Origin of the sequence: Sinomonas sp. P47F7, assembly GCF_049332655.1 — a bacterium.
Classification (GTDB): domain Bacteria; phylum Actinomycetota; class Actinomycetes; order Actinomycetales; family Micrococcaceae; genus Sinomonas.
Genome location: NZ_CP186327.1, coordinates 3,028,595 through 3,051,495, shown reverse-complemented (window position 1 = coordinate 3,051,495; position 22,901 = coordinate 3,028,595). Strand labels below are relative to the sequence as shown.

19 protein-coding genes, 1 other RNA gene, 2 pseudogenes and 1 riboswitch are annotated in these 22,901 nt (G+C 69.6%); of the genes and pseudogenes, 10 read left to right on the top strand and 12 right to left on the bottom strand.

Going from position 1 to position 22,901, the window contains the following annotated elements:
• Window positions 1-24 precede the first annotated feature (24 nt).
• The 7 genes from prfB (at window position 25) to ssrA (ending at window position 6,779) form a co-directional block, all read left to right on the top strand.
• Window positions 25-1,143, top strand: coding sequence for a peptide chain release factor 2 (prfB, locus tag ACOKR1_RS14235; protein ID WP_422933653.1), 1,119 nt, complete (start codon window positions 25-27; stop codon window positions 1,141-1,143).
• 157 nt (window positions 1,144-1,300) lie between these two features.
• Window positions 1,301-2,125, top strand: coding sequence for a cell division ATP-binding protein FtsE (ftsE, locus tag ACOKR1_RS14230; protein ID WP_422933652.1), 825 nt, complete (start codon window positions 1,301-1,303; stop codon window positions 2,123-2,125).
• Window positions 2,125-3,039 (top strand): permease-like cell division protein FtsX, encoded by a 915-nt coding sequence (gene ftsX / locus ACOKR1_RS14225; protein ID WP_415853637.1) that lies wholly within the window; start codon window positions 2,125-2,127, stop codon window positions 3,037-3,039. The genes ftsE and ftsX overlap by 1 nt, the downstream gene beginning before the upstream one ends.
• Window position 3,040: 1 nt before the next feature.
• A complete protein-coding gene (locus tag ACOKR1_RS14220; RefSeq protein WP_422933651.1) occupies window positions 3,041-4,378 on the top strand; it encodes a peptidoglycan DD-metalloendopeptidase family protein in 1,338 nt (445 codons plus the stop codon).
• A gap of 86 nt (window positions 4,379-4,464) precedes the next feature.
• Window positions 4,465-4,935, top strand: a complete 471-nt coding sequence (gene smpB / locus ACOKR1_RS14215) for an SsrA-binding protein SmpB (protein WP_415853639.1) — start codon at window positions 4,465-4,467, stop codon at window positions 4,933-4,935.
• Window positions 4,936-5,012: 77 nt separating this feature from the next.
• Window positions 5,013-6,293: a glycoside hydrolase family 3 N-terminal domain-containing protein gene (locus ACOKR1_RS14210; protein WP_422933650.1), complete on the top strand. Its 1,281-nt coding sequence runs from the start codon at window positions 5,013-5,015 to the stop codon at window positions 6,291-6,293.
• A 118-nt stretch (window positions 6,294-6,411) separates the two neighbouring features.
• Window positions 6,412-6,779: a transfer-messenger RNA gene (ssrA, locus tag ACOKR1_RS14205) on the top strand.
• Window positions 6,780-7,188: 409 nt separating this feature from the next.
• Here the strand turns inward: ssrA and ACOKR1_RS14200 are convergent.
• The 4 genes and pseudogenes from ACOKR1_RS14200 to ACOKR1_RS14185 form a co-directional block, all read right to left on the bottom strand.
• A pseudogene (locus tag ACOKR1_RS14200) lies at window positions 7,189-7,275 on the bottom strand (hypothetical protein); the annotation flags it as partial.
• 13 nt (window positions 7,276-7,288) lie between these two features.
• The gene (locus ACOKR1_RS14195; RefSeq protein ID WP_422936549.1) at window positions 7,289-8,413 is read right to left on the bottom strand and encodes an IS110 family transposase; all 1,125 of its coding nucleotides are present in this window, start codon (window positions 8,411-8,413) and stop codon (window positions 7,289-7,291) included.
• 235 nt (window positions 8,414-8,648) lie between these two features.
• A pseudogene (locus ACOKR1_RS14190) lies at window positions 8,649-9,383 on the bottom strand (DDE-type integrase/transposase/recombinase); the annotation flags it as partial.
• A gap of 297 nt (window positions 9,384-9,680) precedes the next feature.
• Window positions 9,681-11,267: a S53 family peptidase gene (locus tag ACOKR1_RS14185; protein ID WP_422933649.1), complete on the bottom strand. Its 1,587-nt coding sequence runs from the start codon at window positions 11,265-11,267 to the stop codon at window positions 9,681-9,683.
• A gap of 197 nt (window positions 11,268-11,464) precedes the next feature.
• Between ACOKR1_RS14185 and ACOKR1_RS14180 the strand changes: the two genes are divergently transcribed.
• From ACOKR1_RS14180 to ACOKR1_RS14170, 3 genes are all read left to right on the top strand, one after another.
• Window positions 11,465-12,133 (top strand): SGNH/GDSL hydrolase family protein, encoded by a 669-nt coding sequence (locus ACOKR1_RS14180; RefSeq protein WP_422933648.1) that lies wholly within the window; start codon window positions 11,465-11,467, stop codon window positions 12,131-12,133.
• Between the two features lie 70 nt (window positions 12,134-12,203).
• The gene (locus tag ACOKR1_RS14175) at window positions 12,204-13,643 is read left to right on the top strand and encodes an MFS transporter (protein WP_422933647.1); all 1,440 of its coding nucleotides are present in this window, start codon (window positions 12,204-12,206) and stop codon (window positions 13,641-13,643) included.
• Window positions 13,644-13,715: 72 nt separating this feature from the next.
• Window positions 13,716-14,060: a YrdB family protein gene (locus ACOKR1_RS14170; RefSeq protein WP_422933646.1), complete on the top strand. Its 345-nt coding sequence runs from the start codon at window positions 13,716-13,718 to the stop codon at window positions 14,058-14,060.
• 39 nt (window positions 14,061-14,099) lie between these two features.
• Here ACOKR1_RS14170 and ACOKR1_RS14165 read toward each other — a convergent pair whose 3' ends face one another.
• The 8 genes from ACOKR1_RS14165 to ACOKR1_RS14130 all read right to left on the bottom strand — a co-directional run bounded on the left by ACOKR1_RS14165 (window position 14,100) and on the right by ACOKR1_RS14130 (window position 22,784).
• A complete protein-coding gene (locus ACOKR1_RS14165) occupies window positions 14,100-14,810 on the bottom strand; it encodes a metal-dependent transcriptional regulator (RefSeq protein WP_422933645.1) in 711 nt (236 codons plus the stop codon).
• 26 nt (window positions 14,811-14,836) lie between these two features.
• On the bottom strand, window positions 14,837-16,108 hold the full coding sequence (locus ACOKR1_RS14160; protein WP_422933644.1) for an Nramp family divalent metal transporter: 1,272 nt from the start codon (window positions 16,106-16,108) through the stop codon (window positions 14,837-14,839).
• Window positions 16,109-16,184: 76 nt separating this feature from the next.
• Window positions 16,185-16,949 (bottom strand): class I SAM-dependent methyltransferase, encoded by a 765-nt coding sequence (locus tag ACOKR1_RS14155; RefSeq protein WP_422933643.1) that lies wholly within the window; start codon window positions 16,947-16,949, stop codon window positions 16,185-16,187.
• Window positions 16,950-17,093: 144 nt separating this feature from the next.
• Window positions 17,094-18,548, bottom strand: a complete 1,455-nt coding sequence (locus ACOKR1_RS14150; protein ID WP_422933642.1) for an aminotransferase class V-fold PLP-dependent enzyme — start codon at window positions 18,546-18,548, stop codon at window positions 17,094-17,096.
• Between the two features lie 34 nt (window positions 18,549-18,582).
• A riboswitch (SAM riboswitch) is annotated at window positions 18,583-18,696 on the bottom strand.
• Window positions 18,697-18,866: 170 nt separating this feature from the next.
• The gene (hisN, locus tag ACOKR1_RS14145; protein WP_422933641.1) at window positions 18,867-19,688 is read right to left on the bottom strand and encodes a histidinol-phosphatase; all 822 of its coding nucleotides are present in this window, start codon (window positions 19,686-19,688) and stop codon (window positions 18,867-18,869) included.
• A gap of 51 nt (window positions 19,689-19,739) precedes the next feature.
• Complete coding sequence (rsgA, locus tag ACOKR1_RS14140) at window positions 19,740-20,870, bottom strand: ribosome small subunit-dependent GTPase A (protein WP_422933640.1); 1,131 nt, start codon at window positions 20,868-20,870, stop codon at window positions 19,740-19,742.
• A gap of 4 nt (window positions 20,871-20,874) precedes the next feature.
• Window positions 20,875-22,263, bottom strand: coding sequence for a 3-phosphoshikimate 1-carboxyvinyltransferase (gene aroA, locus ACOKR1_RS14135; RefSeq protein WP_422933639.1), 1,389 nt, complete (start codon window positions 22,261-22,263; stop codon window positions 20,875-20,877).
• The gene (locus tag ACOKR1_RS14130) at window positions 22,260-22,784 is read right to left on the bottom strand and encodes a DoxX family protein (protein WP_422933638.1); all 525 of its coding nucleotides are present in this window, start codon (window positions 22,782-22,784) and stop codon (window positions 22,260-22,262) included. Before ACOKR1_RS14130 ends, aroA begins: the two co-directional genes overlap by 4 nt.
• Window positions 22,785-22,901: the final 117 nt, after the last annotated feature.

Sequence of the window (22,901 nt, the reverse complement as noted above, 5' to 3'; positions counted from 1 at the left end):
CCGATGGCGTAACCTTGGATGGTTATGGCTGAGATCGACTTTCCCGTAGAAATCCGCGCGCTCCGCGCCACGCACGCCTCCATCGAGCAGGTGACCGACGTCGAAGCGCTTCGCGCCGAGATCGTCGAGCTCAGCGAGGCCGCGGGAGCTCCGGACCTCTGGGACGATCCCAGCAAGGCGCAGCAGGTGACCTCGCGCCTCTCCCACCGTCAGGCGGACCTCGAGCGCGTCGAGCGGCTCGGCACCCGGATCGACGATCTCGAAGTGCTCGTCGAACTCGCCGAAGAGGAGGGCGATCCCGACTCGCTCGCCGAGGCATCGAAGGAATTCGCTTCGATCCGCAAGTCCCTCGAGGAGCTCGAAGTGGTGACGCTCCTCAACGGCGAGTACGACGAGCGCGAGGCCGTGGTGACGATCCGCTCGGGCGCAGGCGGCGTCGACGCCGCCGACTTCGCCGAGATGCTCCTGCGCATGTACCTCCGCTGGGCCGAGCGCCGGGGCTATTCGACCAAGGTCATGGACACGTCGTACGCGGAAGAGGCAGGCATCAAGTCCGCGACGTTCGAGGTGAACGCCCCGTTCGCCTACGGGACGCTCTCGGTGGAGGCTGGAACACACCGCCTCGTGCGCATCAGCCCGTTTGACAACCAGGGGCGCCGCCAGACGTCGTTTGCGGCCGTCGAAGTCATCCCTCTCATCGAGCAGACGGACTCCATCGAGATCCCGGACAATGAGATCCGGGTCGACGTGTTCCGGTCTTCGGGCCCGGGCGGCCAGTCTGTCAACACGACCGACTCGGCGGTCCGCCTGACGCACCTTCCGAGCGGCATTGTCGTGTCGATGCAGAACGAGAAGTCGCAGATCCAGAACCGCGCGGCCGCGATGCGAGTCCTCCAGTCGAGGCTCCTCCTCCTCAAGAAGGAGCAGGAGGACGCCGAGAAGAAGGCTCTCGCGGGCGATGTGAAGGCCTCGTGGGGCGACCAGATGCGCTCCTATGTGCTCAACCCGTACCAGATGGTGAAGGACCTGCGCACCGAGCATGAGGTGGGCAACCCGTCCGCAGTGCTCGACGGAGACATCGACGACTTCATCGACGCCGGGATTCGTTGGCGCGCGTCGCAGCGACAGTCCGGCGAGGCCTAAGCCGGGCCCTGCGGGGCTTATAAGCGACACGCCGCGCGTGGAACCCGGTTGAATCCGGGGCCCATGCCTATAGTCAAACAGCCGGCGCCTTCCGTCCCCGAGCCCCGCCCGTGCGCCGGGTGCCTGACGCCTCGCGTCGTGCCGGGCCGGAAGTGCCATGATTCGCTTCGACAACGTCACGATGGTCTATGACAAAAAGGCCCGTCCGGCGCTAGATTCCGTCTCCATTGAAGTGGAGCGCGGAGAATTCACGTTCCTCGTCGGCCCGTCGGGCTCCGGCAAGTCCACGTTCCTACGGCTCGTGCTCCGTGAAGACCGCGCGACCACCGGAACGGTCTTCGTCGCGGGGCAGAACGTCGCCAAGCTGTCCAGCTGGCGCGTTCCCCGCCTGCGCCGAGGCATCGGCGTCGTCTTTCAGGACTTCCGCCTCCTCCCGCAGAAAACGGTGTTCGCTAACGTGGCATTTGCTATGCAGGTCATCGGGAAGAACCGCAGCGTGATCCGAGAGACCGTTCCCGAGGTCCTCAAGACCGTCGGGCTCGAGGGCATGGGTCGCCGCATGCCCCACGAGCTCTCGGGCGGCGAACAGCAGCGTGTCGCGATCGCCCGCGCGGTCGTCAATCGCCCGGGAATCCTGCTCGCCGACGAGCCCACCGGAAACCTCGACCCGACCACGTCGCAGGGCATCATGCAGGTCCTTGACAAGATCAACCAGAACGGGACCACCGTGGTCATGGCCACCCACGACGACGACATCGTCAACTCGATGCGCAAGCGCGTGATTGAACTCGGCGCCGGACGGATCGTCCGCGACGAGGCCAAGGCTCTCTACACGTCGATGATCCCCGCGGTGCGCCCGTCGCGGCGTGCGGAGCCTGGTGGAGCGCCGGGCCAAGATGCCGGTCGAGAATCCGAGCCGGAGCCCGGGAGGTCCAGGCAGCGGGTTGCGTCATCCCCAGGCATGGGCGAGGAGGAGATCTGATGCGCCTCGCTTTCATCCTTGGAGAGATCGCGAGCGGCCTGCGCCGCAACCTCGCGATGGTCGTCTCGGTCATCCTCGTGACGTTCGTGTCCCTCACTTTTGTGGGCGCCGCGGGTATGCTCCAGCTCCAGATCAGCCAGATGAAGGGCTACTGGTACGACCGCGTCCAGGTCGCCATCTTCCTGTGCGGCCCCGGCTCGACGGCGGCCGGCTGCGCGGGCGGCACCGTAACGCCCGATCAGCAGAAGTCGATCCAGGCGCTCCTCGACTCGCCGGCCGTCGCCCAGTACGTCAACGACTACCACTTCGAGTCCCAGGCCGAGGCGTATCAGCACTTCAAGGAGCAGTTCGCGAATTCGCCGATCGTGGACTCCGTGACGCCTGACCAGCTGCCGTCGTCCTTCCGGATCAACCTCAAGGACCCCGAGAAGTACCAGATCATCAGTGAGACCTTCTCGTCGCGGCCCGGGGTCGAGACCGTGATCGATCAGCGTCAGCTGCTCGAACGCCTGTTCTCGGTCATGAACGGTGCGTCGTTCGTGGCGATCGTCATTGCGGCGGTCATGATCGTGTGCGCCATTCTCCTGATAGGCACCACCATCAGGCTTTCGGCCTTCAGTCGCCGCCGCGAGACCGGGATCATGCGCCTCGTGGGCGCGTCGAAACTCGTGATCCAACTGCCGTTCGTGCTCGAGGGGGTGATCGCCGCCGTCGTCGGAGCCGTCCTCGCCTCGGCGACCCTGTGGGCCGTGGCGAAGTTCTTCCTGGGCGACGTCCTGGCGAAGCAGTATCCCGACACCGCGTTCATCTCGCCGGCGCAGGCGCTCATGCTCTCCCCGCTGCTCATCGGGCTGGGGGTCGTCCTCGCGGGCGTCTCGTCCATGCTGACGCTCCGCCGCTATCTGAAGGTCTGACATGGCTCCCGTGAAACGCCCGTCCTTTCGCCGCCGAACCACCGGGGCGCGTCTCCGTGGCCCAGCCGCGGCGGTTGCCTTCGCCCTTGCGCTGAGTGTCGCGGCGTCGGGTCCCGCGGGCGCCGACGATCTGGACAACCAGAAGGCGCAGCTCGACCAGCAGGCGCAACAGGTCCAGGGCTCGCTGGAGTTCCTTGACGGGCGGATCTCCCAGACCGCCGCGGATCTCGCGAACGCCAAGGCACAGATCCCCGGGGCACAGCAGGCTTTGCTCGACGCTCAGGGGCGCGTCGCGACCGCCACGAAGGAGGCGGAGGCGCTCGCCGTGCGCGTGGACGCCGCACAGCAGGACAAGGCCAAGATCACCCAGCAGATTGAGGACGACAAGGGCAAGGTCGAGGAGACCAAGAAGCTCATCGGGCAGATCGCGACCCAGGCCTACAAGTCCGGCGGCGTCCCGTCCAACCTCAGCCTCATCTTCGGTTCCGCGAACGGCGGAAGTCTCACGGACAACATCGACCTCGCGGATCAGGCCCTCAGGAGCCAGAACGCGGAACTTGAGCGGCTGTCCCAGCAGAACGCTGCCAACGTCAACGCCCAGGCGCGGCTCGCGGCCATCGAGGCGCAGATTCGGGACCTCAAGGCCCAGGCGGACGCGGCCCTCAAGCGCGAGCAGGCCGCCCGAGACGACGCCGCTGCGAAGAAGGCCGCCGTGGACAAGCTCGTCGCGGACACCGACCGGCTCAGTCAGCAGCTCGAGGCCCAGCGGCCCGCTATCCAGAAGCAGATCGCCGACGTCAAGACCCAGCAGGACGCCATCGCGGCCCAGATCGCGGACCGCGACCGGCGCCTTCGTGAGCAGTGGCTCGCCGAGCAGGCCGCGCGGAATCAGTCGACGCAGGTCGGTTCGCCGTCCGCGTTCGGCCTCCGGCACCCGTTCTCGTACGACATCCCGATCACGTCCGGCTTCGGCTGGCGGGCGACGCCGCCCGGGACCATCGACTTCTTCGGGACCGGTGGCTACATGCACACGGGCGTGGACTTCGGCGCGCCGTGTGGCACGCCCGTCTACGCCGCAGCCGCGGGCACCGTCACCGTCGGCGGGTGGACCACAGGTGGTGGCGGGTGGACCGTCATGATCTCGCACGGCGTGATTCAGGGGAACTCGCTGACCACGGTGTACTACCACAACTCGAGCGTGGTCGTCTCCGCCGGGCAGAGCGTGGCTCAGGGGCAGCTCATCGCGTATTCGGGCAGCACGGGCAACTCGACCGGGTGCCACGCCCACTTCGAGACGTGGCTCAACGGCAAGGCCGTCGACCCCATGACTCTTCTCTAGAGCCGTTAGGGTAGAATTTTGGGGTTCGCCGGGGACTTTGCTGCCTCGCCCATCCCGATTCATCCCGAGTGAGGAGTGCACGAGCCGTGCCTAAGGAAAGCGGCCGGAAGGCGGTAGCCACCAACCGCAAGGCCCGGCACGACTACCACATTCTCGACACATGGGAGGCTGGGATTGCTCTCATGGGAACCGAGGTGAAGTCCCTCCGCGAGGGGCACATCTCCTTGGCCGACGGCTTCTGCACGTTCACCAACGGTGAGCTGTGGCTCGAGGCGGTCAATATCCCCGAATACACCCAGGGCAGCTGGACGAATCATTCGGCCCGTCGCCGCCGCAAGCTCCTGCTTCATCGCGAGGAGCTCACGCGGATCGAGAACAAGGTGAACGAGCAGGGCCTCACCGTGGTCCCGTTGCAGGTCTACTTCAACGAGGGCCGCGCCAAGGTCGAGATCGCGCTTGCACGAGGCAAGAGGGACTACGACAAGCGCCAGGCGCTGCGCGAGAAGCAGGACAACCGTGAGGCCCTTCGCGAGATGAGGGCGCGCAACCGACGCTGACCCGAGGCGCGAGCCTTGCGCCGGCGCCAGGGCCGGAATGCAGGTGGGAGAGGATCGTGCCACAGGGAAACCTGAAGTTGAGATTGGCCTTGGCGGCGGGTGTTCTGCTCGTCGCTGCGGTGGTGCTCATCTTTGCGCCCGGACTCGTGAGCGGGAGTTCGGTGTCGGAGGGCGCCCCGACGTCACCATCCGCGCCACCCGCCCAGACGACGGCGGCCCCCGGCTCTGGTGCTGACCCCGCGGCGGTGAGCCCGACCGCCGAGGGTGAGTCGACGCCGTCGCCCGCTGCTCCGTTGAGCGATCCTCAGGGCCGCGCGCAGCAGATCCTCGGTGGCATGAGCCTCGAGCAGCGCGTCGGCCAGATCATGATGGTCAGCTCGCCGGTCGGCGGCCCGGACCAGGCCGCCACCGACGCGATGACGCGGCTTCACATCGGCAACGTCTTCCTCAAGGGGCGGACGACGGCGGGTGCGGGCGCCGTGGGCAGCGCCGTCAAGGCGGTGCGGGCGCACGCGACGCCGGACGCGACGGCCGGAGTCGGGCAGTACATCTCGACCGACCAGGAGGGAGGCCAGATCCAGATCCTCACTGGTCCGGGCTTCTCGGCGATCCCTCCGGCGCTCGCGCAGGGTGCCATGGACCCCGCCGCGCTGCGCGGCGCGGCTGCCCAGTGGGGGCGCGAGCTCGCGTCGGTCGGGGTCAACCTGGACCTCGCCCCGGTCCTCGACACTGTGCCATCCGCGAGCTTCGCGCCGCAGAACACGCCGATCGGGAAGTACGAGCGCGAGTTCGGGTTCGCGCCGTCGTCCGTGTCGGACCACGGGCTCGCCGTGATGCGCGGCCTGGCGGACGCGGGCGTGGCGACCACGCCCAAGCACTTCCCGGGCCTGGGCCGAGTCACGGCCAACACCGATTTCGGGACTGACGTCACGGATTCCGCAACGAACCGCGGCGACTCATATCTCGCACCCTTCGCCGACGCGGTGCGTGCGGGCGCGTCGTGGACGATGATCTCGAACGCCTTGTATCCCGCGATCGATCCGAATCACTACGCCGTGTTCTCGTCCACCGTCATTCAGGGCATGCTGCGCGGTGATCTTGGGTTCCGCGGAATCGTCATCTCCGACGACGTGTGCGACGCTGCGCAGCTCTCGGGGTTCGCCCTCGAACACCGCGGGGCCGACTTCCTCGGCGCTGGCGGCACCATGGTGCTCTGCACGAACCAGACCCTCGCGCCCCGCGTCTGGCAGGGGATCGTCGACAGGGCCAAGGGCGATCCCGGCTTCGCGCGGACGGTAGACACCGCCGCCCTCGCGGTGCTCGAGGCCAAGGGCACATCGGGGCTGCTGCCGCATTGAGCCCGAGGTCCCGTGGCGTCTCCGTGGCGCCGCGACGGGAATGCCGGGGCCCATGAACGCGCTATACTAGTTGTTCCGGCAATCCGCGAGGCATGCCGGTCGGTTTGATAACCGAATAGGGGATGATCGGTTTCGACGATGTTGGTCGCGACAGGTGAAGCGGGCCGAGGATGCAGAGTCATCTCGTCAACGCTCTCTGCAAACCAATAAGTGCCAACTCTAAGCGCACTGACTTCGCTCTCGCTGCCTAAGTAGCGGACAAGTCCGTCAGCCCGGGAATGCTGTCGTCCCGGAATCTGGCGTCATTTAGATAGCCACTGCTGGCAGTCCTCGTCATTGGGGCTGCTGGGACTTTAGATGACTGGGCCCGGGTCAGCCACTTGTGTGCATGATGGCTGGGGCCGAGAAATCCCGACGCATACTGCGCCCGGAGAAGCCCTGACAAAGCCGCATCGGACGGGGGTTCAATTCCCCCCATCTCCACTATGTGATGAAGCGGGACATCCTTCACGGATGAGTCGCGACATCGGTAACACCCCCGGTCCTCGGACCGGGGGTGTTCTGTTTTTTCGGCTGGTAGCCCTTGGTCGGGTCGATGGTGAATTCGGCGAGGATCTCTCCGGTGCCGTGTTCGATGGCGGTGACGTCGGCATCCTGGACGAGCAGGAGGATGCGCTGGTGCTTGTGGGCGCGTCCGATGCCGAGGTGTCGGAGTCGTCCGGCGTGGCGGAGGGTGGCCTTGCCGTCGGCGTCGACGCGGTCGGTGCGGACGCGGAAGTTCCCCCTGGGCGGCTGTCGCGGGTGCGGCCTTGGGGGTCGCGGCGTAGGCCTCGGCTGGGGTGTGCCGGCCCAGGGCGCGGTGGGGTCGTTCGTGGTTGTAGATGCGGCGGAACTTGGCCAGGAGCTCGTTCAGGTCGGTCAGGGTGTGGGCCTCGGGCTGGCCTTGGAGCCATTTCTTGAGGGTCTGGTGGAAGCGCTCGATGCTCCTATGTTCGTCAAGCCGCTGTTTGGAGCGATGGTGCTTGCTGGTGCTTGAGTGCTGGACGTGGGAGGTTTCTGTAGATCTCCCGGGCGATGTAGCGCTTCAGGCAGCGGATGATCTCGCGTTTGCTGAGGCCTTCTGCCGTGCGTCGTTCGACGTAGATGCGGGTGGGCTGGTGGTGTCGCATCCGGACGATGGCGACGATGTAGAGGGCACTGTTCGCGGCCCGGTCGCCGCCGCGGCTGAGTCGGTGCCGTCCGGTCGTGCGGCCGCTGCTGGCGGGCTGCGGTGCGACGCCGCAGAGTTTGGCGAAGGCGGCTTCGCTGCGGATCCGCTCGGCGTTGTCGCCGGCGGTGACGAGGAACTGGCCGGCGATCTCGACCCCGACTCCGTGCAGTCCGACCAGATCGGGTGCGGTGGCCCGCACGAGCGCGTCAATCTGCTTGTTCAGTGTCTTGACCTCCTCGTCGAGCTGCTTCCAGCGTCGTGCCAGGTCTCGTAAGGCGGTCTTGACACCGGCCAACAGTAGGCGATCAGGGGCGGCGGCCAAGCCCAGCAGGTCATCGGACTCCGGACGCAGCCGCAGGCATCGGTTGACCAGGGTCTTCTTGCTCAGCTCGACCAGCTCATCGCGCAGCGGCGATGGCGCTCCGATCATCACGCCCCAGAGCGTGTTGAAGGTGCTGGTGCGGGCCTTCACGGCGCTGGTGCGGGTGACCCGAAGCGTCCGGATGACTTCGACGACGCCGGACTTGGCCTTCGGGGTCGCGGTCGATGTCTGTCCAAGCACTGCTCGGGCAATCTGTTCGGCGTCGAGCCTGTCCGACTTCCCGTCCATGCGACGGGCGAGCCGGTTCGGCCGGTTGACCTCGACCACTTGGATCGCCTCGGCGGTGAGGAAGCGGCTAAGCGCGGCCCCGAAGCAGCCGGTGCTTTCAACACCGATAGCGAGGACCTCGCCGTGCTCGTGCATCCAGGCCAGCAGTTGCTGATAGCCGTGGTCATTCGCCGGGAACTCGCGATGGCCGAGGAAGCGGCCGTGATCGTCGACCGCGGCCGCGTAGTGCGTGTTCTTGTGGGTGTCGACGCCGCCGATGACTCGGACGACGGTTGACTCGGGGACGGGTTGGATTGTCATGCTGGAATCCGCTCTTCCGTAGGGCTGTTCTGACGGATGGAGCGAAACCGGCCGGGCGGGCGACAAGTCTGTGACGGGGCTTCTAGTCCAAGCTCCTATCAGGTCAGTCCCGTCCGGTCGGCGTGCCCCGCGACGCTGCACCGGAGCCGGCCGACAAATCGAACGCAGGACACCGTGGTCATACCTTGGCCGGAGTCAGACCGGGACCGGCACAGCGCTGATTCCGATCTTCACAGATCTTGCCCTGGGTCTGGGGGTGGCCGGGGGACCCGTTCTTCTGGGTGATCCCGAGGGAGGCGAGGAGGGTTTCGAAGGCGTTGCGTCCGCCGCGGCCGCCGGCGAGGCGGGTGGTGTAGACCATGCCGTTGTCGGTCAGGGTGCTGGCCGGGAACCCGTACTCGTTGGCGGTGTCGAGGAAGGCCTCGACCACGATGGGGCCGGTGATTCTGGGGTGTGCGGTGAGGTGGAGCAGGGCCCGGGAGTGGTCGTCGAGGAAGTCGATGACCTCGGTGTCGGTGCCGTCGGCGAGGTGCCAGTGGGTGAAGTCTGACTGCCAGGTCTCATTCGGCTGGGCGGCGGCGAAGCGGCGCAGGGACGACTTGGGGCGCTTGCGCGGTTCTGGGGTGACGAGGCCCGCGGCGGTGATGATCCGCCGGATGGTGGAGACGGCCGGGGCCGTGCCGCTGTCCTTCTCCAGATGCCATCGGATCGTGGCCGGGCCGGCGTCCAGGCCTGCAGCGGCGAGCTCGGCCCGCAGGGCCAGGACCCGGTCTCGTATGTCCTCGCTCGTGGCCTGAGGGCTGGTGCGGGGTCGGCGTGAGCGTGCCTCGAGGCCCTCGGGGCCGTGTTCGCTGTAGCGCTGGATGAGCTCGTGGACCCAGCGGCGGGTGACCCCGTAGCGGCGGGCGGCCTCGGCCTTGGACATTCCGCCTTCCAGGACCGCGAGGACGATGACCTTGTTCTTCGACATGGCCCATGCTCGGGCCCGAGGAGGTGTGAACGATGTCGCGACTCACCCCCGAGGCCGTAAACGATGTCCCGACTCACCGGGGAACGATCACCTGTGAAGCATGTCCCGACTCATGTGTGAACGATGTCCTGAATTCACACACCCCCATCTCCACTATGCTGAGGCCCGGAATCCTTGTGATTCCGGGCCTCAGCTGTCTTCGAGTAACTCCTCACATGGATTCTGTTGCCCTCAACCGCATTTCCGTGGGGAATTTCACCCGGAGAAGCCGTCAAGGGCAGCAGATACCTCGCGAGATCAGTGGCCGGAGGTGATGGCTCCCAGCAGGGCGGCGCCTTCGGGGCTGCCAAGGCCCGTGCAGGGATCCCAGCCGGGCCCCGCGTGGTAGGCGCCGTTGTTGCCGGTGGTGATGTCTCGGAATCCGCCCTTCAGGGAGTAGAGCAGGGGCTGGGCGAGCCCGAACCTCCGATTGGTCGCCTGCGCGAGTCGCGCGATGAGGGCCGCCCAGAGCGGAGCGACCGCACTGGTTCCGCCGATGACCATGTCGGCCCCATCGACCCGCACCCTGTACCCGGTCTGCGGATCCGCGACCGCGCTGACGTCCGGGACGCCGCGCCCGCTCGGGGCATGCGGGGGCTTCGGCCTGGGGTGTGCGGCATGCGGCGGCAGCGCGCTCTGCCATGCCGGCACCGGGAAGATGTCGCTGTACCCGCCTCCCGTGGCGGAGTTGGGCCCATCGTTCCAAACGGTCTCCGAGGCGATCGACCCCGTGGCAGGATCGGCCTCGAGACGCGTCCCTCCGCACGCCAGGGCGTGCCGGCTCGAGGCCGGGAAGTCCGCGTGGTTCTTGCCGTCGGTGGCGCCGTCGGCGCTGCCTCGATCGCCCGCGGCCGCGGTTACTGTGACCCCGAGTGCCGCGGCGTCGGCGAGGGCCTGGTCGAGCGCGGTCCGGGCCTGGGCGGTCCAGGCGTCCTCGCTCTGACCCCAGCTGATGCTGATGGCAGAGGGCGTGGGCGAGGCATGCGATGCGGCTGCGAGCGCGTCGAGGAATCCTGCGTCGGTGTTGGGCGCGAAGTAGACCACGATGGACGCCTTGGGAGCCAACGCCCCGACGACCTCGATGTCGAGGAGCACTTCGCCGTCGGCGCCTTGGGGCTCTTGCCCCGGCCGGTTGGAGGCGCCGTCGATGCCGACGGCCGCGACGGTAGGTGTGCTCAGCCCGAGCCCGGCGAAATAAGTGTCTAGGTCCGTCCGGGCGAATCCGCCTCCGAGTTCGAGGATAGCCACGGTTTGCCCGGTCCCGTCGGTGCCGGTCGGGAAGCTGTAGATCTTCCCGAGGTCGGGCGGGCTGTAGCTCGTGGTGGCGGCCGCGAGCGGGATCGCGCGGAACTGCGCGCGGGCTTGCGGACGGTCGTCGAGACCGAGGACCGCCGTGACGATTCCCACCAAGTCTGCCGGGATGCGAAGGTCTCCCGTGCGGTGCCTGTGCTGGACGGGAGCGCCGTCGGGCGCTGTGCTCGTCGCCTCCTCAAGGCTCGCGCCGAAGATGCCGCCGAGTTGGCCGACTGTTCCGGCAAGGCGGAGACGACGCGACGCTGGGTCAGCCTCGAGTACCTCAGCGCCCAGACGCGTGAAGGTCTCAGTCGCGAGGAGCACATCAGCGTCCGAGGCGCCGTAGTTCGCGGCAAGGTCCTCTCGGGTGATCGGCTCGGAGCCGGGCTGTGCGGGAAGCGCGGCGCGCCGCCGGAGGACGACCGTCACCTCGATCTGCTGGGAAGGGTCGGCGGGGCCGTGGGAGATGAGGCCGGGGGCTGGTGGCCGGTTGGATCCCTCGAGCGGCACCCCGGGCGCCGTCTGGGACTCTGGCTCGCGCTGATCGGACATGGGAATCTCCTCCTCGTAGCCTGGTTTCGTTGTCCTGGCGGACCGCTGGATCATCTCACCCTGCCCTGACATTCAGGCTGTTGGCCAGCTCCCGGGCGAAAGTCGCCCCGACGGACGGGACTTTCGGCCCGGGCGGCTCTGCCGCTCAGCCGGTACTGTGCTATCGGATTATGTGAATTTATGGGGGTGATGCCGCGGTGCGCACCGGGCGGCTGCGGTGGCAGATTTCGGGCGCGGTGGCGCTGCTGGCGATGGCGATCTTCGCATGGCTCGCGGTCCTTGCGGATCCTGCAGCCGCACACCAGGATGCGCCGGCGGGGCACAGTGGCGTGATCAGGTTCGCCGCGGTGGGAGATTCCATCACGCAGGGGGACAGCCCCGACTTTTCGACAGGGTGGACCGGGGGCCTCTCATGGGTCACCTACGCGAAGTCCCCGACGCTCGTGTTCGCGGGCGGCTGGGCTCTGGGCGGTGCGAAGACCGCGAACATGGCGGCGAACGTCAAGCCCGTCACGGCGGACGTTCTCGTGATCCTCGCGGGCACCCACGATCTCGCGGTCGGCGTCCCCTTCGGGCAAACGGTCGCGAATCTCGAGCGGATCGCCCAAACCGCGGGCGCGCCGCGAGTGATCGTCTCCGCGGTGCCGCCGCGCAACGGCGCCCCGGACGCCACGGTCGCGTTCAATGCTGCGCTCCGCGCCGCCGTCCTCGCCCACGGGTGGACGTGGACGGACGCGACCGCGGGCCTGCGTGAGGGCACACACTACGTGCCGGGGCTGACCCGGGACGGGATTCATCCGAACGGGATGGGCGCCGAGGTCCTGGGCAAGGCGCTCGCGGCCGCGATGCGGCAGGCCGTGGGCTGACCGCCAGAGCGCAGGCCGGACGCGGCGCGGGCTGCTCGACGTCACGGCGCCGAGCGGGCAGGATGGGCGTGTGACGCTCCCCGAGGCCGAATCCGCTGCCATGACTCCGCTGCAGCGACGGGTGCTGTTCGTGGCCGTGCTGTCGAGCTGTCTCGTGATCCTCGACTCGAGCGCCGTGAACCTCGCCCTGCCGGCGATGGGGCGCGAGCTCGGCGGCGGTCTCGTGTTCCAGCAGTGGGTCGTGGACGGTTATCTCCTGACGCTCGGCGCACTCATTCTCGCGGCGGGATCGGTCGCGGACCGCTACGGCAGGGCACGGGTCCTCGAGATCGGCGTCGTCGCGTTCACTGTCATGTCCGTGGTGTGCGGCCTCGCCTGGAACGAGTGGGTCCTCGTCGTCGCACGCGTGCTCCAGGGGACGGCCGCTGCGGTGGTCACTCCGAGCGCGCTTGCGCTCATCATGGCCTCGGCCAGCGGCACGATCCGCGCCCGGATGATCGGGCTCTGGACGGCGTGGACGTCCGCGGCCGCCGTCGCCGCGCCGTTCGTGGGCGGGGCCGCCGTCGACCTCGCGACGTGGCGCCTTGTCTTCCTCGTCAACGTCATCCCGGCCGCGCTCATGTGGCGCCCGCTCGTGGCGCTCCGTCGAGGGGCTCCGCCCCCGACTCCCGAGGGGCGGCTCGATGTGCTCGGCGCGGTGCTCGGCGTCGTGAGTCTGGGCGGGCTCGTGCTGGGGCTCATCGAGCAGGGCGCGCGCGGCTGGAACGACCCGCTCGTCGTCGGATGTCTCGTGGTCGGGGTCGCGGCGGGCGCGGGGTTCGTGGTGCGCCAGCGGACGACGGCGTTTCCCATGCTCCCGCTCGCGCTCTTCCGGGAGCGCAATTTTGCCGCGGGCAACGTCTCGACCCTGTGGGCGTACGGTGCCCTCGGGATGGGCTTCTTCGTCTTGGGCCTGTACCTCCAGCAGCGCATGGGGCTGCACGCGTTCGAGGCGGGCCTCGGGCTCCTGCCCGCTACGCTTTCCCTGCTTTTCCTCTCGCCCACGGCCGCACGTGTCGGCGCCCGCATCGGCCCGCGCGTGCCGATGGCCCTCGGCCCAGCGATTGGCGCGCTTGCCTATGCCTGGATGGCGCTCGAGACCCCCCCGCTCGATTACTGGCGGGACATCCTCGGCCCCGTGATCCTGTTCGGTCTTGGCCTCTCGATCATGGTCGCCCCGCTCACGGCCGCAGTCCTCGGCGCGGTCCCGGTCGAGTCCTCCGGCATCGGCTCAGCGGTCAACAACGCGGTGGCGCGCGTCGCGTCGCTCGTGTGCATCGCGGCGGCCGGCGGAATCATGGGCGGCGCGCTCGACGACGCCGGGTTCCGCCGCGGCATGCTCGCCGCCGCGGGGCTGCTCGCCGCGAGCGCGCTGTGCTCGGCCGTGTGGATCCGCAACCCGAAGTCCCCTCTTGAACCGATTCCCGGCGAGGCACCCGCGGTCGGCGACGAGAGCGGGACTGGCGGCTAGGATCGCCTCATGCGGCATGGAACGAACTCTCCAAGGGTGCGCTCCCGGCGCCGTACAGGGGGCCCGGGAGACGTGCCATCCGGCCGGTGGGCGGCCGCCAACGCCACCGTGGCCTTCCTGCTCGAGGTCTCGATGCTCGCCGCGCTCGCGTATGCGGGGTTCCACGTGGCGCCACCGCTCGCCGTCGTGGCGGGGGTCGGCTTCCCGCTCCTCGCGATGGTGCTGTGGGGCCTGTTCTTTGCCCCGCGCGCCGGGCGCCGGATCCCGTGGCCGTGGCTCCCGCTCGCCTCGCTTGGAATGTTCGCTGCGGCGGCTCTCGCGCTCGCGGCGGCGGGCGAGTTGCTGCTTGCCGAGGTCATGGGCGCCGTCGCGCTCGCGAACATGGTGGTCTCGTTCTGGCTTCGACGGAAGGACTGAGGCGTGCTGAGGTTCAGGACAGGGTGTGCTCTGAAGCCATCAGGCGTGTTCGAGGGTGCAGCCTTCGTGCGGTGTGTCGCTTCGCACCCATAGCGAGGACGCGATCGAATCCGGCACGTCGAAATCGTGGGCCCCGCTCCCTGCGCCGATCCGGACCACGAGCGGCCCACCGAACGGCTTGCGCCGTACCACGTGGACGGCCGTGTCGAGCACGATGTGCTCTCGCGCGAGGTACCGCAGCATCTCCGGGTCGTCGTCGCTGATGCGGGTGATCCGCCCCTCGTGCCCCGGGTCGAGCTCGCCGAGGCGGAGGGCCGGCGGATGCTCGACACGCCCCGTGGGTGTCGGGATGGGGTCGCCGTGCGGGTCGCGGTCGGGGTGGCCGAGCTTCTCGGCGAGCCGCTCGACGAACGTGTCGGAGACCGCGTGCTCGAGCTGCTCAGCCTCGTCATGGACCTCGTCCCAGCTGTAGCCGAGCTCGTGGACGAGGAACGTTTCGAGCAGCCGATGCCGCCGCACCATCGTGAGGGCGAGGCGGGTACCTGCGTCTGTGAGCCGCACGGCTCCGTAGGGCTGATGGTCCACGAGCCCTTGGTCCTTGAGCTTGCGCACCATCTCTGAGACGGAAGAATTCGCGACCCCGAGCCGCAGGGCGAGCTGTGACGACGTGATGGGCTTGTCCTGCCACTCCGTGAAGGAGTAGATGACCTTCACGTAGTCCTCGATCGAGGAGGATGGCTGGCTCTTCACGCGTTTAGCCTACCGGTACGCCGCCTTCAGGCGCCCGACGTGAACGTGAGCCACACGAGTACGAGATTGAGCATGACGACGAGCCCCGCGCTCGCCCAGGCGGCGGCAACGGTCCAGCCCGACGTCGCGAAGCGTCCCACAAGTCTCCGGTTCGACGTGAGCCGGACGAGCGGGACGAGCGCGAAGGGAATCCCGAAGCTCAGCACCACCTGGCTCACCACGAGCGACATCGTCGGGTCGAGTCCGACAGCGAGCAGCACGACCGAGGGCACGAGCGTCACGAGACGGCGAACGACGACGGAGACGCGCCGACGCAGGAGCCCCTCCATGATCGTCGCGCCGGCGTACGAGCCGACGGCGGTCGACGCGAGGCCGCTCGCGAGCAGCCCGATCGCGAAGACCGTACCCACGAACGGCCCGAGCGCGCCTTCGATCGAGGCATGCGCACCCTCGATCGTGTCCGTCCCCGCGCGGCCGCCGAGCGTCGACGCCGCGAGCAGGAGCATTCCGACGTTCACCACGCCCGCGAGCCCGAGCGCGATGACGACGTCCGCGCGCGTCCCCCGTAGGAGGCGGGCGACGGCGGTGGGCGGCACGTGCGTGTGCGGATCGGCGCGGTGCCGATCGCGGGAGAGGGCCGAGTGCACGTAGATGGCGTGCGGCATGACGGTCGCGCCGAGCATCGACGCCGCGAGGAGCACAGTGTCCGGGCCGTCGAAGCGCGGCACGAGCCCGGACGCGATCGCCGAGGGTGAGAGCGGGCTCACGGCGAGTCCCGCGAGGAAGCCGATGGTGATGACGGCGAGGAGCCCGATGATCGCGACCTCGAAGCGCTGCTGGGTGCGCCGGTCCTGAATCGCGAGGATCGCCATCGACACGCCGCCCACGATCACGGCCCCGAGCGGGAGCGGAACACGGAACAGGAGCTGGAGGGCGATGGCCCCGCCCACCACCTCCGCGAGATCCGTCGCGAGGGCCACGACCTCGGCCTGAAGCCAATACAGCCGGCGGGACGAGGGCCGCATGCGCTCGGCGAGGAGTTCGGGGAGCGTGCGGCCGGTGACGATGCCGAGCTTCGCGGACTGGTACTGGACCAGCATCGCCATGGCGTTCGCCAGCACGAGGACCCACACGAGCAGGTAGCCGTACCGCGCGCCGGCGGTGAGGTTCGCGGCCACGTTGCCGGGGTCGACGTACGCGATCGAGGCGACGAAGGCTGGTCCGAGAAGAGCGAGGGCGGCGCGCCACGACGCGCGCGGCGTGGGCCGCGCTGCGGCTACCGGACCGGTCTTGCTCACTTTTGCGCCCCTCATCCTAGAATTTCGGTATGCCTAAATTCTAGGAGCGCGGCGCTCAGGACACAAGGAGTCGCGGTCAGCGACCCGCCGAGACGGCCCGCCAAGCCTGCGTGATGTACGGGAGCAGCATCGGCTCGCCCGGCCGATGGCCGAGGTGCTCGAACAGGTACCACGCGAGATTGGCCTCGACGCGCTCCCGGTGCTTCTGGCTCGCGCGCAGGTAGTAGCTGCGCGACTTCGTGAGCTCGACGATGCCCTCGGGGGTGATCGGATCTTCCCACGGGAAAGCCGCGGACTCCCAGTCGGTCAGCTCGGGGCCTGACGGCGGGTGGTAATCGGGCTTGTGGACGTCGCCGGCGTGCATGATCCGGGAGAGCCGGTGGACCCACGGCACGGCCGTATCGAGCTGATTCCACACGAGCCCCGCGCGCCCGCCCGGCGTGAGGAGGCGCACCGCCTCGCGCGTCGCGGCGGCCGCGTCGAACCAGTGCCAGGCCTGCGCCGCGACGACGAGGTCCGCCGAGCCGGCTGGCAGTCCCGTCGCCTCCGCCGGGGCGACGACGGTCTCCACCCCGGGGTGGAGCCGCCGCAGCTCGGCGAGCATGTCTGGGCTCGGGTCGATGGCCGTGACGCGGAGTCCGCGCGCTGCGAGGAGCGCCGAGAGCTTGCCGGTGCCGGCGCCGAGGTCGACGGCGGTCGCGGCCCCGGGCGGCACGAGCCAGTCGACGGCCGCGTCGGGGTAGCCCGGACGGACCTTTTCGTAGTGCTCCCCGCCGGCCATGAACGCCTCGGCGAGCTCCCGCCGTCGTTCGTCGCCGAACTTGGGTCCGCCGCGCGCCATGCTGCCTGTGCCTCCCTGGGCTGGGCGCCCGCGAGTGCCGGGCGATTCCTCCGCTCTGTGGAGTCGAATCTACCGGGAATGCGGCGCTCGAGGCGGACGCTGCGGAAGCGGGCTAGCGGCCAGTGGGCTCAGTCTTCGGCGGTCTCAGTCCTCGGCGGTACAGGGAGCGGCGCCCGCCGTGCCCGGCGTGTTGGGCGCCCACACGGGGAACGGCCGCGCGTCATTCGTGGGAACCCAGCGGCCCGAGTCGACGCTGTAGTCGAGCCGGACTCCGTGGTCGACGAGGTCCCGGACGCCGGCGACGAGGCGCTCGACGTCCTCGAGGCGCGAGCCGAGGCCGAAGCTCGCGCGCAGCGAGCCGGACGGGAGGCCGAGCCGGCGCAGCGCGGGGTGCGCGCAGAAGCGCCCGTCGCGCAGGCCGACGCCGTGTTCGGCCGAGAGGTAGGCGGCCGTGAGCCCCGCGTCGTGCCCCGCGACGGAGAAGTTGACGATGCCCACGGAGCCGTGCGACGCGGGGCCCGCACCTGGATCGGAGTCCTCGAAGAGCCGCTGGACCGTGACGCCCTCGATCTCGCCGAGGCCCGCCACGAGCGCTGCCCGGAGCTGTTGCTCGTGGCGATGCCACGCGCCCTCGTCCAGGCCCGCGATCACCTGGGCCGCCTTCGCGAGCGTCGCGGCGCCGAGCACGTTGGGGGACCCGGCTTCGTGCCGGGCCGGTCCATCTGCCCAGGCCACGGAGTCGAGCCGAACCTCCCGCACCGCGCCGCCGCCCGCGAGGTAGGGATGGCCTGCGTCGAGCCAGTCGCTGCGCCCCACGAGGACACCCGCGCCGAACGGGGCGTAGAGCTTGTGCCCCGAGAAGGCGACGTAGTCGATGTCCGTTCCCGCGATGTCGATCCGGCGGTGCGGGGCGAGCTGGGCGGCGTCGACCACGATCCGCGCGCCGTGCTCATGGGCGAGCCGGGCGAGCTCGGCGATCGGCAGGATCTCGCCCGTGATGTTGGACGCACCCGTGACCGCGAGGAGGCTGACCTCGCCGGCCTTGAGCCACGCGCGCACGCGCTCAAGCGTCTCGGCGAGGGTCCGTGCCGCAACGACGCTGCGGTGCGGGCGGGCCTGCCACGGCAGAAGGTTCGCGTGGTGCTCGATGTCCAGGTAGAGCACGTCCCCTGCGCCGGGGACGCAGCCCGCGAGGAGGTTGAGGGCATCTGTCGTGTTGCGGGTGAAGACGACCTCGTCGTCCGGCCGCGCGCCAAGGAAGTCACGCACGATCCCGCGCGCGTTCTCGTACACGGACGTGCTGACCTGGGACGCGTAGCCCGCGCCGCGGTGGACGCTCGCGTAGTAGGGGAGCACCTCGTTGAGATAGTCGGCGACCTGGGTCAGGGCAGGCGCCGAGGCCGCGTAGTCGAGGTTCGCATAGCGGAGTTCGCCGCCCGCCGCGAGCGGCGTGATGAGATCGGCGCCCACCACGGGCGCGAGGGGGCGGAGGGCGTCGGGGTAGGCGCCCGGATCGATGGCCGCCGCGGGGCGGGGGTGGCTGGGCCCGGGTTGGGTGGGCTGGGGTGGCGAAGATGGGACGACGACGGATGTGCTCATGACTGCACCTCGGGGTCTGGGCCCCGCCTCGCGGGGGCCGCGCTTGCCGTATCCACTCCGGACCGGCCTGGTCGTCACCCGGGGCACCCCGCCGCGTGAGGAGGGTTGCCGGCCAGCAAGCCGGGGCTTCGCGCTGGCACTCGTGACCTTTTACGAGACTACGGGAGCTCCTGTTCGGCCTCCAGCCCGACCTGCCGTGTTACATCGGGTTAAGAACTCCGGCCCGTCTCGGGTACGCCACCTCGGGGCCCACAACCGTCTCGGGTACAGGCGATCTGTTCCCGAGAGGTGTGTGGGATGGGTTTCTGTACCCGAAGGCTAGGAGGAGAGGAGGTCGTCGTGCTCGGGGTTGAGCCGCGCGAGCGCGTCGGAGTGAACGATCCCGTTGGTCGCGAGCGCGCTGCCGCCCCACGGTCCGTCGACGCCCTCGAGCGACGTGAACCGCCCGCCGGCCTCGGTGACGATCGGCACGAGCGCCGCCATGTCGTAGAGCTGGAGCTCGGGCTCCGTCGCGATGTCCACTGCGCCTTCGGCGACGAGGCAGTACGACCAGAAGTCGCCGTAAGCGCGCGTGCGCCACACATCCTCGGTGAGGCTCAGGAAGTCGCCGAACGAGCCGCGCTCGCGCCAGCCAGAGAGGCTCGAATAGGAGAGCGAGGCGTCGGAGAGGCGCGAGACGTTGGAGACCTTGAGCTTCGTCGCGGCCGCAAGCGAGCGGCCAGTGTACGCGCCAGCGCCCTTCGCCGCCCACCAGCGCCTGCCGAGAGCGGGCGCGCTCACCACGCCGACCACGATCTCGTCTCCCTCCGCCAGGGCGATGAGGGTGGCCCATACGGGGACGCCACGGATGAAGTTCTTCGTGCCGTCGATCGGATCGATGATCCAGCGGCGCGAGCTGTGGCCCGTGGTGCCGAACTCCTCGCCAATCACGGCGTCGCGCGGTCGGGCTCGGGACAGCTGACCGCGGATGGCGTCCTCCGCCGCTCGGTCCGCGTCCGTGACCGGCGTCAGGTCCGGCTTCGTCTCGACATGGAGATCGAGGGCCTTGAATCGGTCCATGGTCTGCGCGTCGACGGAGTCGGCGAGCACGTGGGCCAGACGGAGGTCATCGGTGTACGACTCGGGGGCGACGGGGCTCATGAGTCCCACGCTATCGTCTCGGCGCCCCGCGCGCCGGGACGTCCGGTCGGTTCAGATCGAGCCGAGTTCCTTCGCGTCGGCAGCCTCTTCCCGCGGGCTCGCGCCGAGGAGTCTTCTGAGCGACGCCAAGCGGGCCGGTCCCTGAGGCCCCGCATGGCCCCCGGCGACCCACGCATCAAGCCCACAGTCGACGGCGGAGGAGTCGTGCCGGCAGCCGCGCGCGCAGTCCTCGGTTCCTTGTTCGAGGTCGGGGAATGCGTGCAGGATCCGGTCAGGGTCCACGTGGGCGAGGCCGAACGAGCGGATCCCCGGCGTGTCGATGATCCAGCTTCCGGGCGGAGCGCCGTCGAGGCGCAGGGCGAGGGCCGACGATGACGTGTGCCGCCCGCGTCCGGTGACGGCGTTGACGCCGCCCGTCGCCCGCGAGGCGCCCGTGAGCGCGTTGACCATCGTGGACTTGCCGACGCCCGAGTGCCCCAGGAGCACCGTGACGCGGCCGTCCAGCTCCTCGCGGAGACGTGCGACGGCGTCGTCGTCGAGCTTGACGCTGTGCTGGGCGCCCTCGGCGCCGCCGGCCGGACGCTCGCCTTCGCCGGCGTCGCCTTCCGCCGCCTCCTCAGCCGTGCGACTGACGACGACGGTGAGCGGCAGGAGTTCATACGTCGCCAAGAGGGAGGCCGGGTCCTTGAGATCCGCCTTGGTGACAAGGAGGAGCGGTTCGATGCCCGCGTCGTAGGCGGCCACGAGGGCGCGGTCGATGAACCCGGTGCGCGGCTCGGGGTTCGCCGCCGCGACGACGATCACGAGCTGGTCCGCATTGGCGACGACGACGCGCTCGATGGGATCGTCGTCGTCCGCGCTGCGCCGTAGAACCGTCGCGCGGTCCTGGACCCGCACGAGCCGGGCGAGCGTGTCCGGGCGGCCGGACACGTCCCCGACGAGGGCCACGAAGTCGCCCGCGACGACGGGTGTGCGGCGAAGTTCGCGCGCGCGGGCCGCGATGACCGTGCGCTCGTCCGAGGTGTCCTCGGCGACGACGGTCGTGTAGCGGCCGCGGTCCACCGTCACGACGCGACCCGTGACGGCGTCGTCGTGGCTCGGCCGCTCCTTCGTGCGCGGGCGGCTGCCGCGCTTGTTGGGGCGGATCCGGACGTCGCTCTCGTCCCACTCGCGGGCGGCCATAGGCCTAGCGGGCTCCGTCGGTGCGCTGGGGGACTGTGCCCTGGAGATCTGTGCGCTGGCCGTCCGCGCTGTGGCCCGAGCCGCCCAGCATCTTGGCCCACATCTGCGGGAATTCAGGCATGGTCTTCGCGGTCGTCGCGATGTCCTCGACCTCGACGCCCTCGACGGCGAGCCCGAGGATGGCCCCCGCAGTCGCCATGCGGTGGTCCGCGTAGCTCCGGACGACGCCCCCGTGCAGGCGGGCAGGACGGATCACGAGCCCGTCCGCGGTCTCCTCGGCGTCGCCTCCGAGCCGCGTGATCTCGGTGACGAGCGCCGCAAGGCGGTCCGTTTCGTGTCCGCGAAGGTGGGCGATGCCCGTGAGCCGCGACGGCGACTCGGCGAGCGCGCAGATCGCGGCGACCGTCGGGGCGAGCTCGCTCGTGTCGGCGAGCTCGGCACCCGTGATGCGCTCCCCGCCGCGCACGGTGAGGGTCCCGCCGTCGAGCGTTACGCTCGCGCCGAGCTTCGGGAGGATCTCGCGCCATGCGTCCCCCACCTGGGTGGTGTGCTCGGGCCAATTCGGCACGCGCACTGTGCCGCGTGTCGCGAGCGCGGCGGCGAGGAACGGTCCTGCGTTGGAGAGGTCCTGCTCGATCCGCACGTCGAACGCGCGGATGGGGCCCGGTGTGACGAACCAGTGGTTGGGGATCGAGTCGTCCACCACGACGCCGAGCTCGCGCAGGACGCTCACGGTCATCGCGATGTGGTCGAGGCTCGGGACGGGCTTGCCGACGTGCTCGAGGTGCAGCCCGTCCTCGAAGCGTGCCCCCGCGAGGAGGAGCGCGGAGACGAACTGGCTCGAGCCGCTTGCGTCCACGATCACGTGGCCGCCTGGGACCGCCCCCTTGCCGTGCAGGGTAAACGGCAGCGACGCCGGGCGCGAGCCGTCCGGGGCCGAGAGCCCCACGCCGAGCGCCTCGAGCGCGTCGATCACGGGGCCCATCGGTCGGACGCGCGCGTGCGGATCGCCGTCGAACGCGATCTCGCCGCGGCAGAGCGCAGCAAGGGGCGGAACGAAGCGCATGACCGTGCCGGCGAGCCCGCAGTCGACCGCGGCGGCGCCGAGGTCGGGGGCCGCGGCACCGTGGGGGAGCGGGGTGATCTCGAGGTCGGGGCCGTAGTCGCCGTCGCCCTCGAGCTCGGTGACGGTGGCACCGAGGGCGCGCAGGGCCCCGATCATGAGCGCCGAATCGCGCGAGTGCAGCGGGGCGCGCAGGCGGCTTGGGCCTTCGGCGAGGGCGGCGAGGACGAGGTAGCGGTTGGTGAGGGACTTCGAGCCGGGGACCGTGACGGTCGCGTCAACCGGCTCCCGTGCGAACGGCGCGGGCCAGGCCGCGGCCGCTGTGGTCACGCGTGGCTCCCGGGGGCGAGCTGACGGCTCGCGGACCTGGCCGCCTTCGCGGCATCGGCCTTGGCCGCCTTGGTCTGCTTCGCGGCGTCGGCCGCGATCTGCTGGGCCCGCCACGCGAGGCTCGGGCGCCCTGCTGTGTCGACCGAGGCAAGCAGGACTCCGCCCACGAGGGAGAGGTTCTTGAGCAGCCGCGCGCGGCGGGCCGAGCGGAGCTCCTTCGAGCCAATGTCCGCGGTGCGCCATTCGACGAACGTGTTGAGCGCCGTCGTCATTGCGAGGACGGACGCGGAGAAGCGCGGGGCCTTGCCGAGCGCGAACAGGAGGCCCGCGCCGAGCTGGGTCGCGCCCACCGCCCGGGCCAGCGTCTTCTCTTCGACACGGATGGGAAGCGCATCGGCCGCGCGGCGCAGCACGGGGGAGAGCTGCTCGGCCGTAGCGTCCGCGTTCTTCAGCTTGTCCGCTCCGGCGACGATGAACGAGGACGCGAGCAGGGGTCGAGCGAGGAATCGGACTACCGACATGAGGCCTCCTGGTGTGGGATTTCCGGCGGGTCCAGTCTTGCACTTTCGGGGAATATTTTCCCTTCCCTCGCCGTTGGCACGTGCGTTGAGCCCCGAGTCTGGAGAGGAGATCCCGTG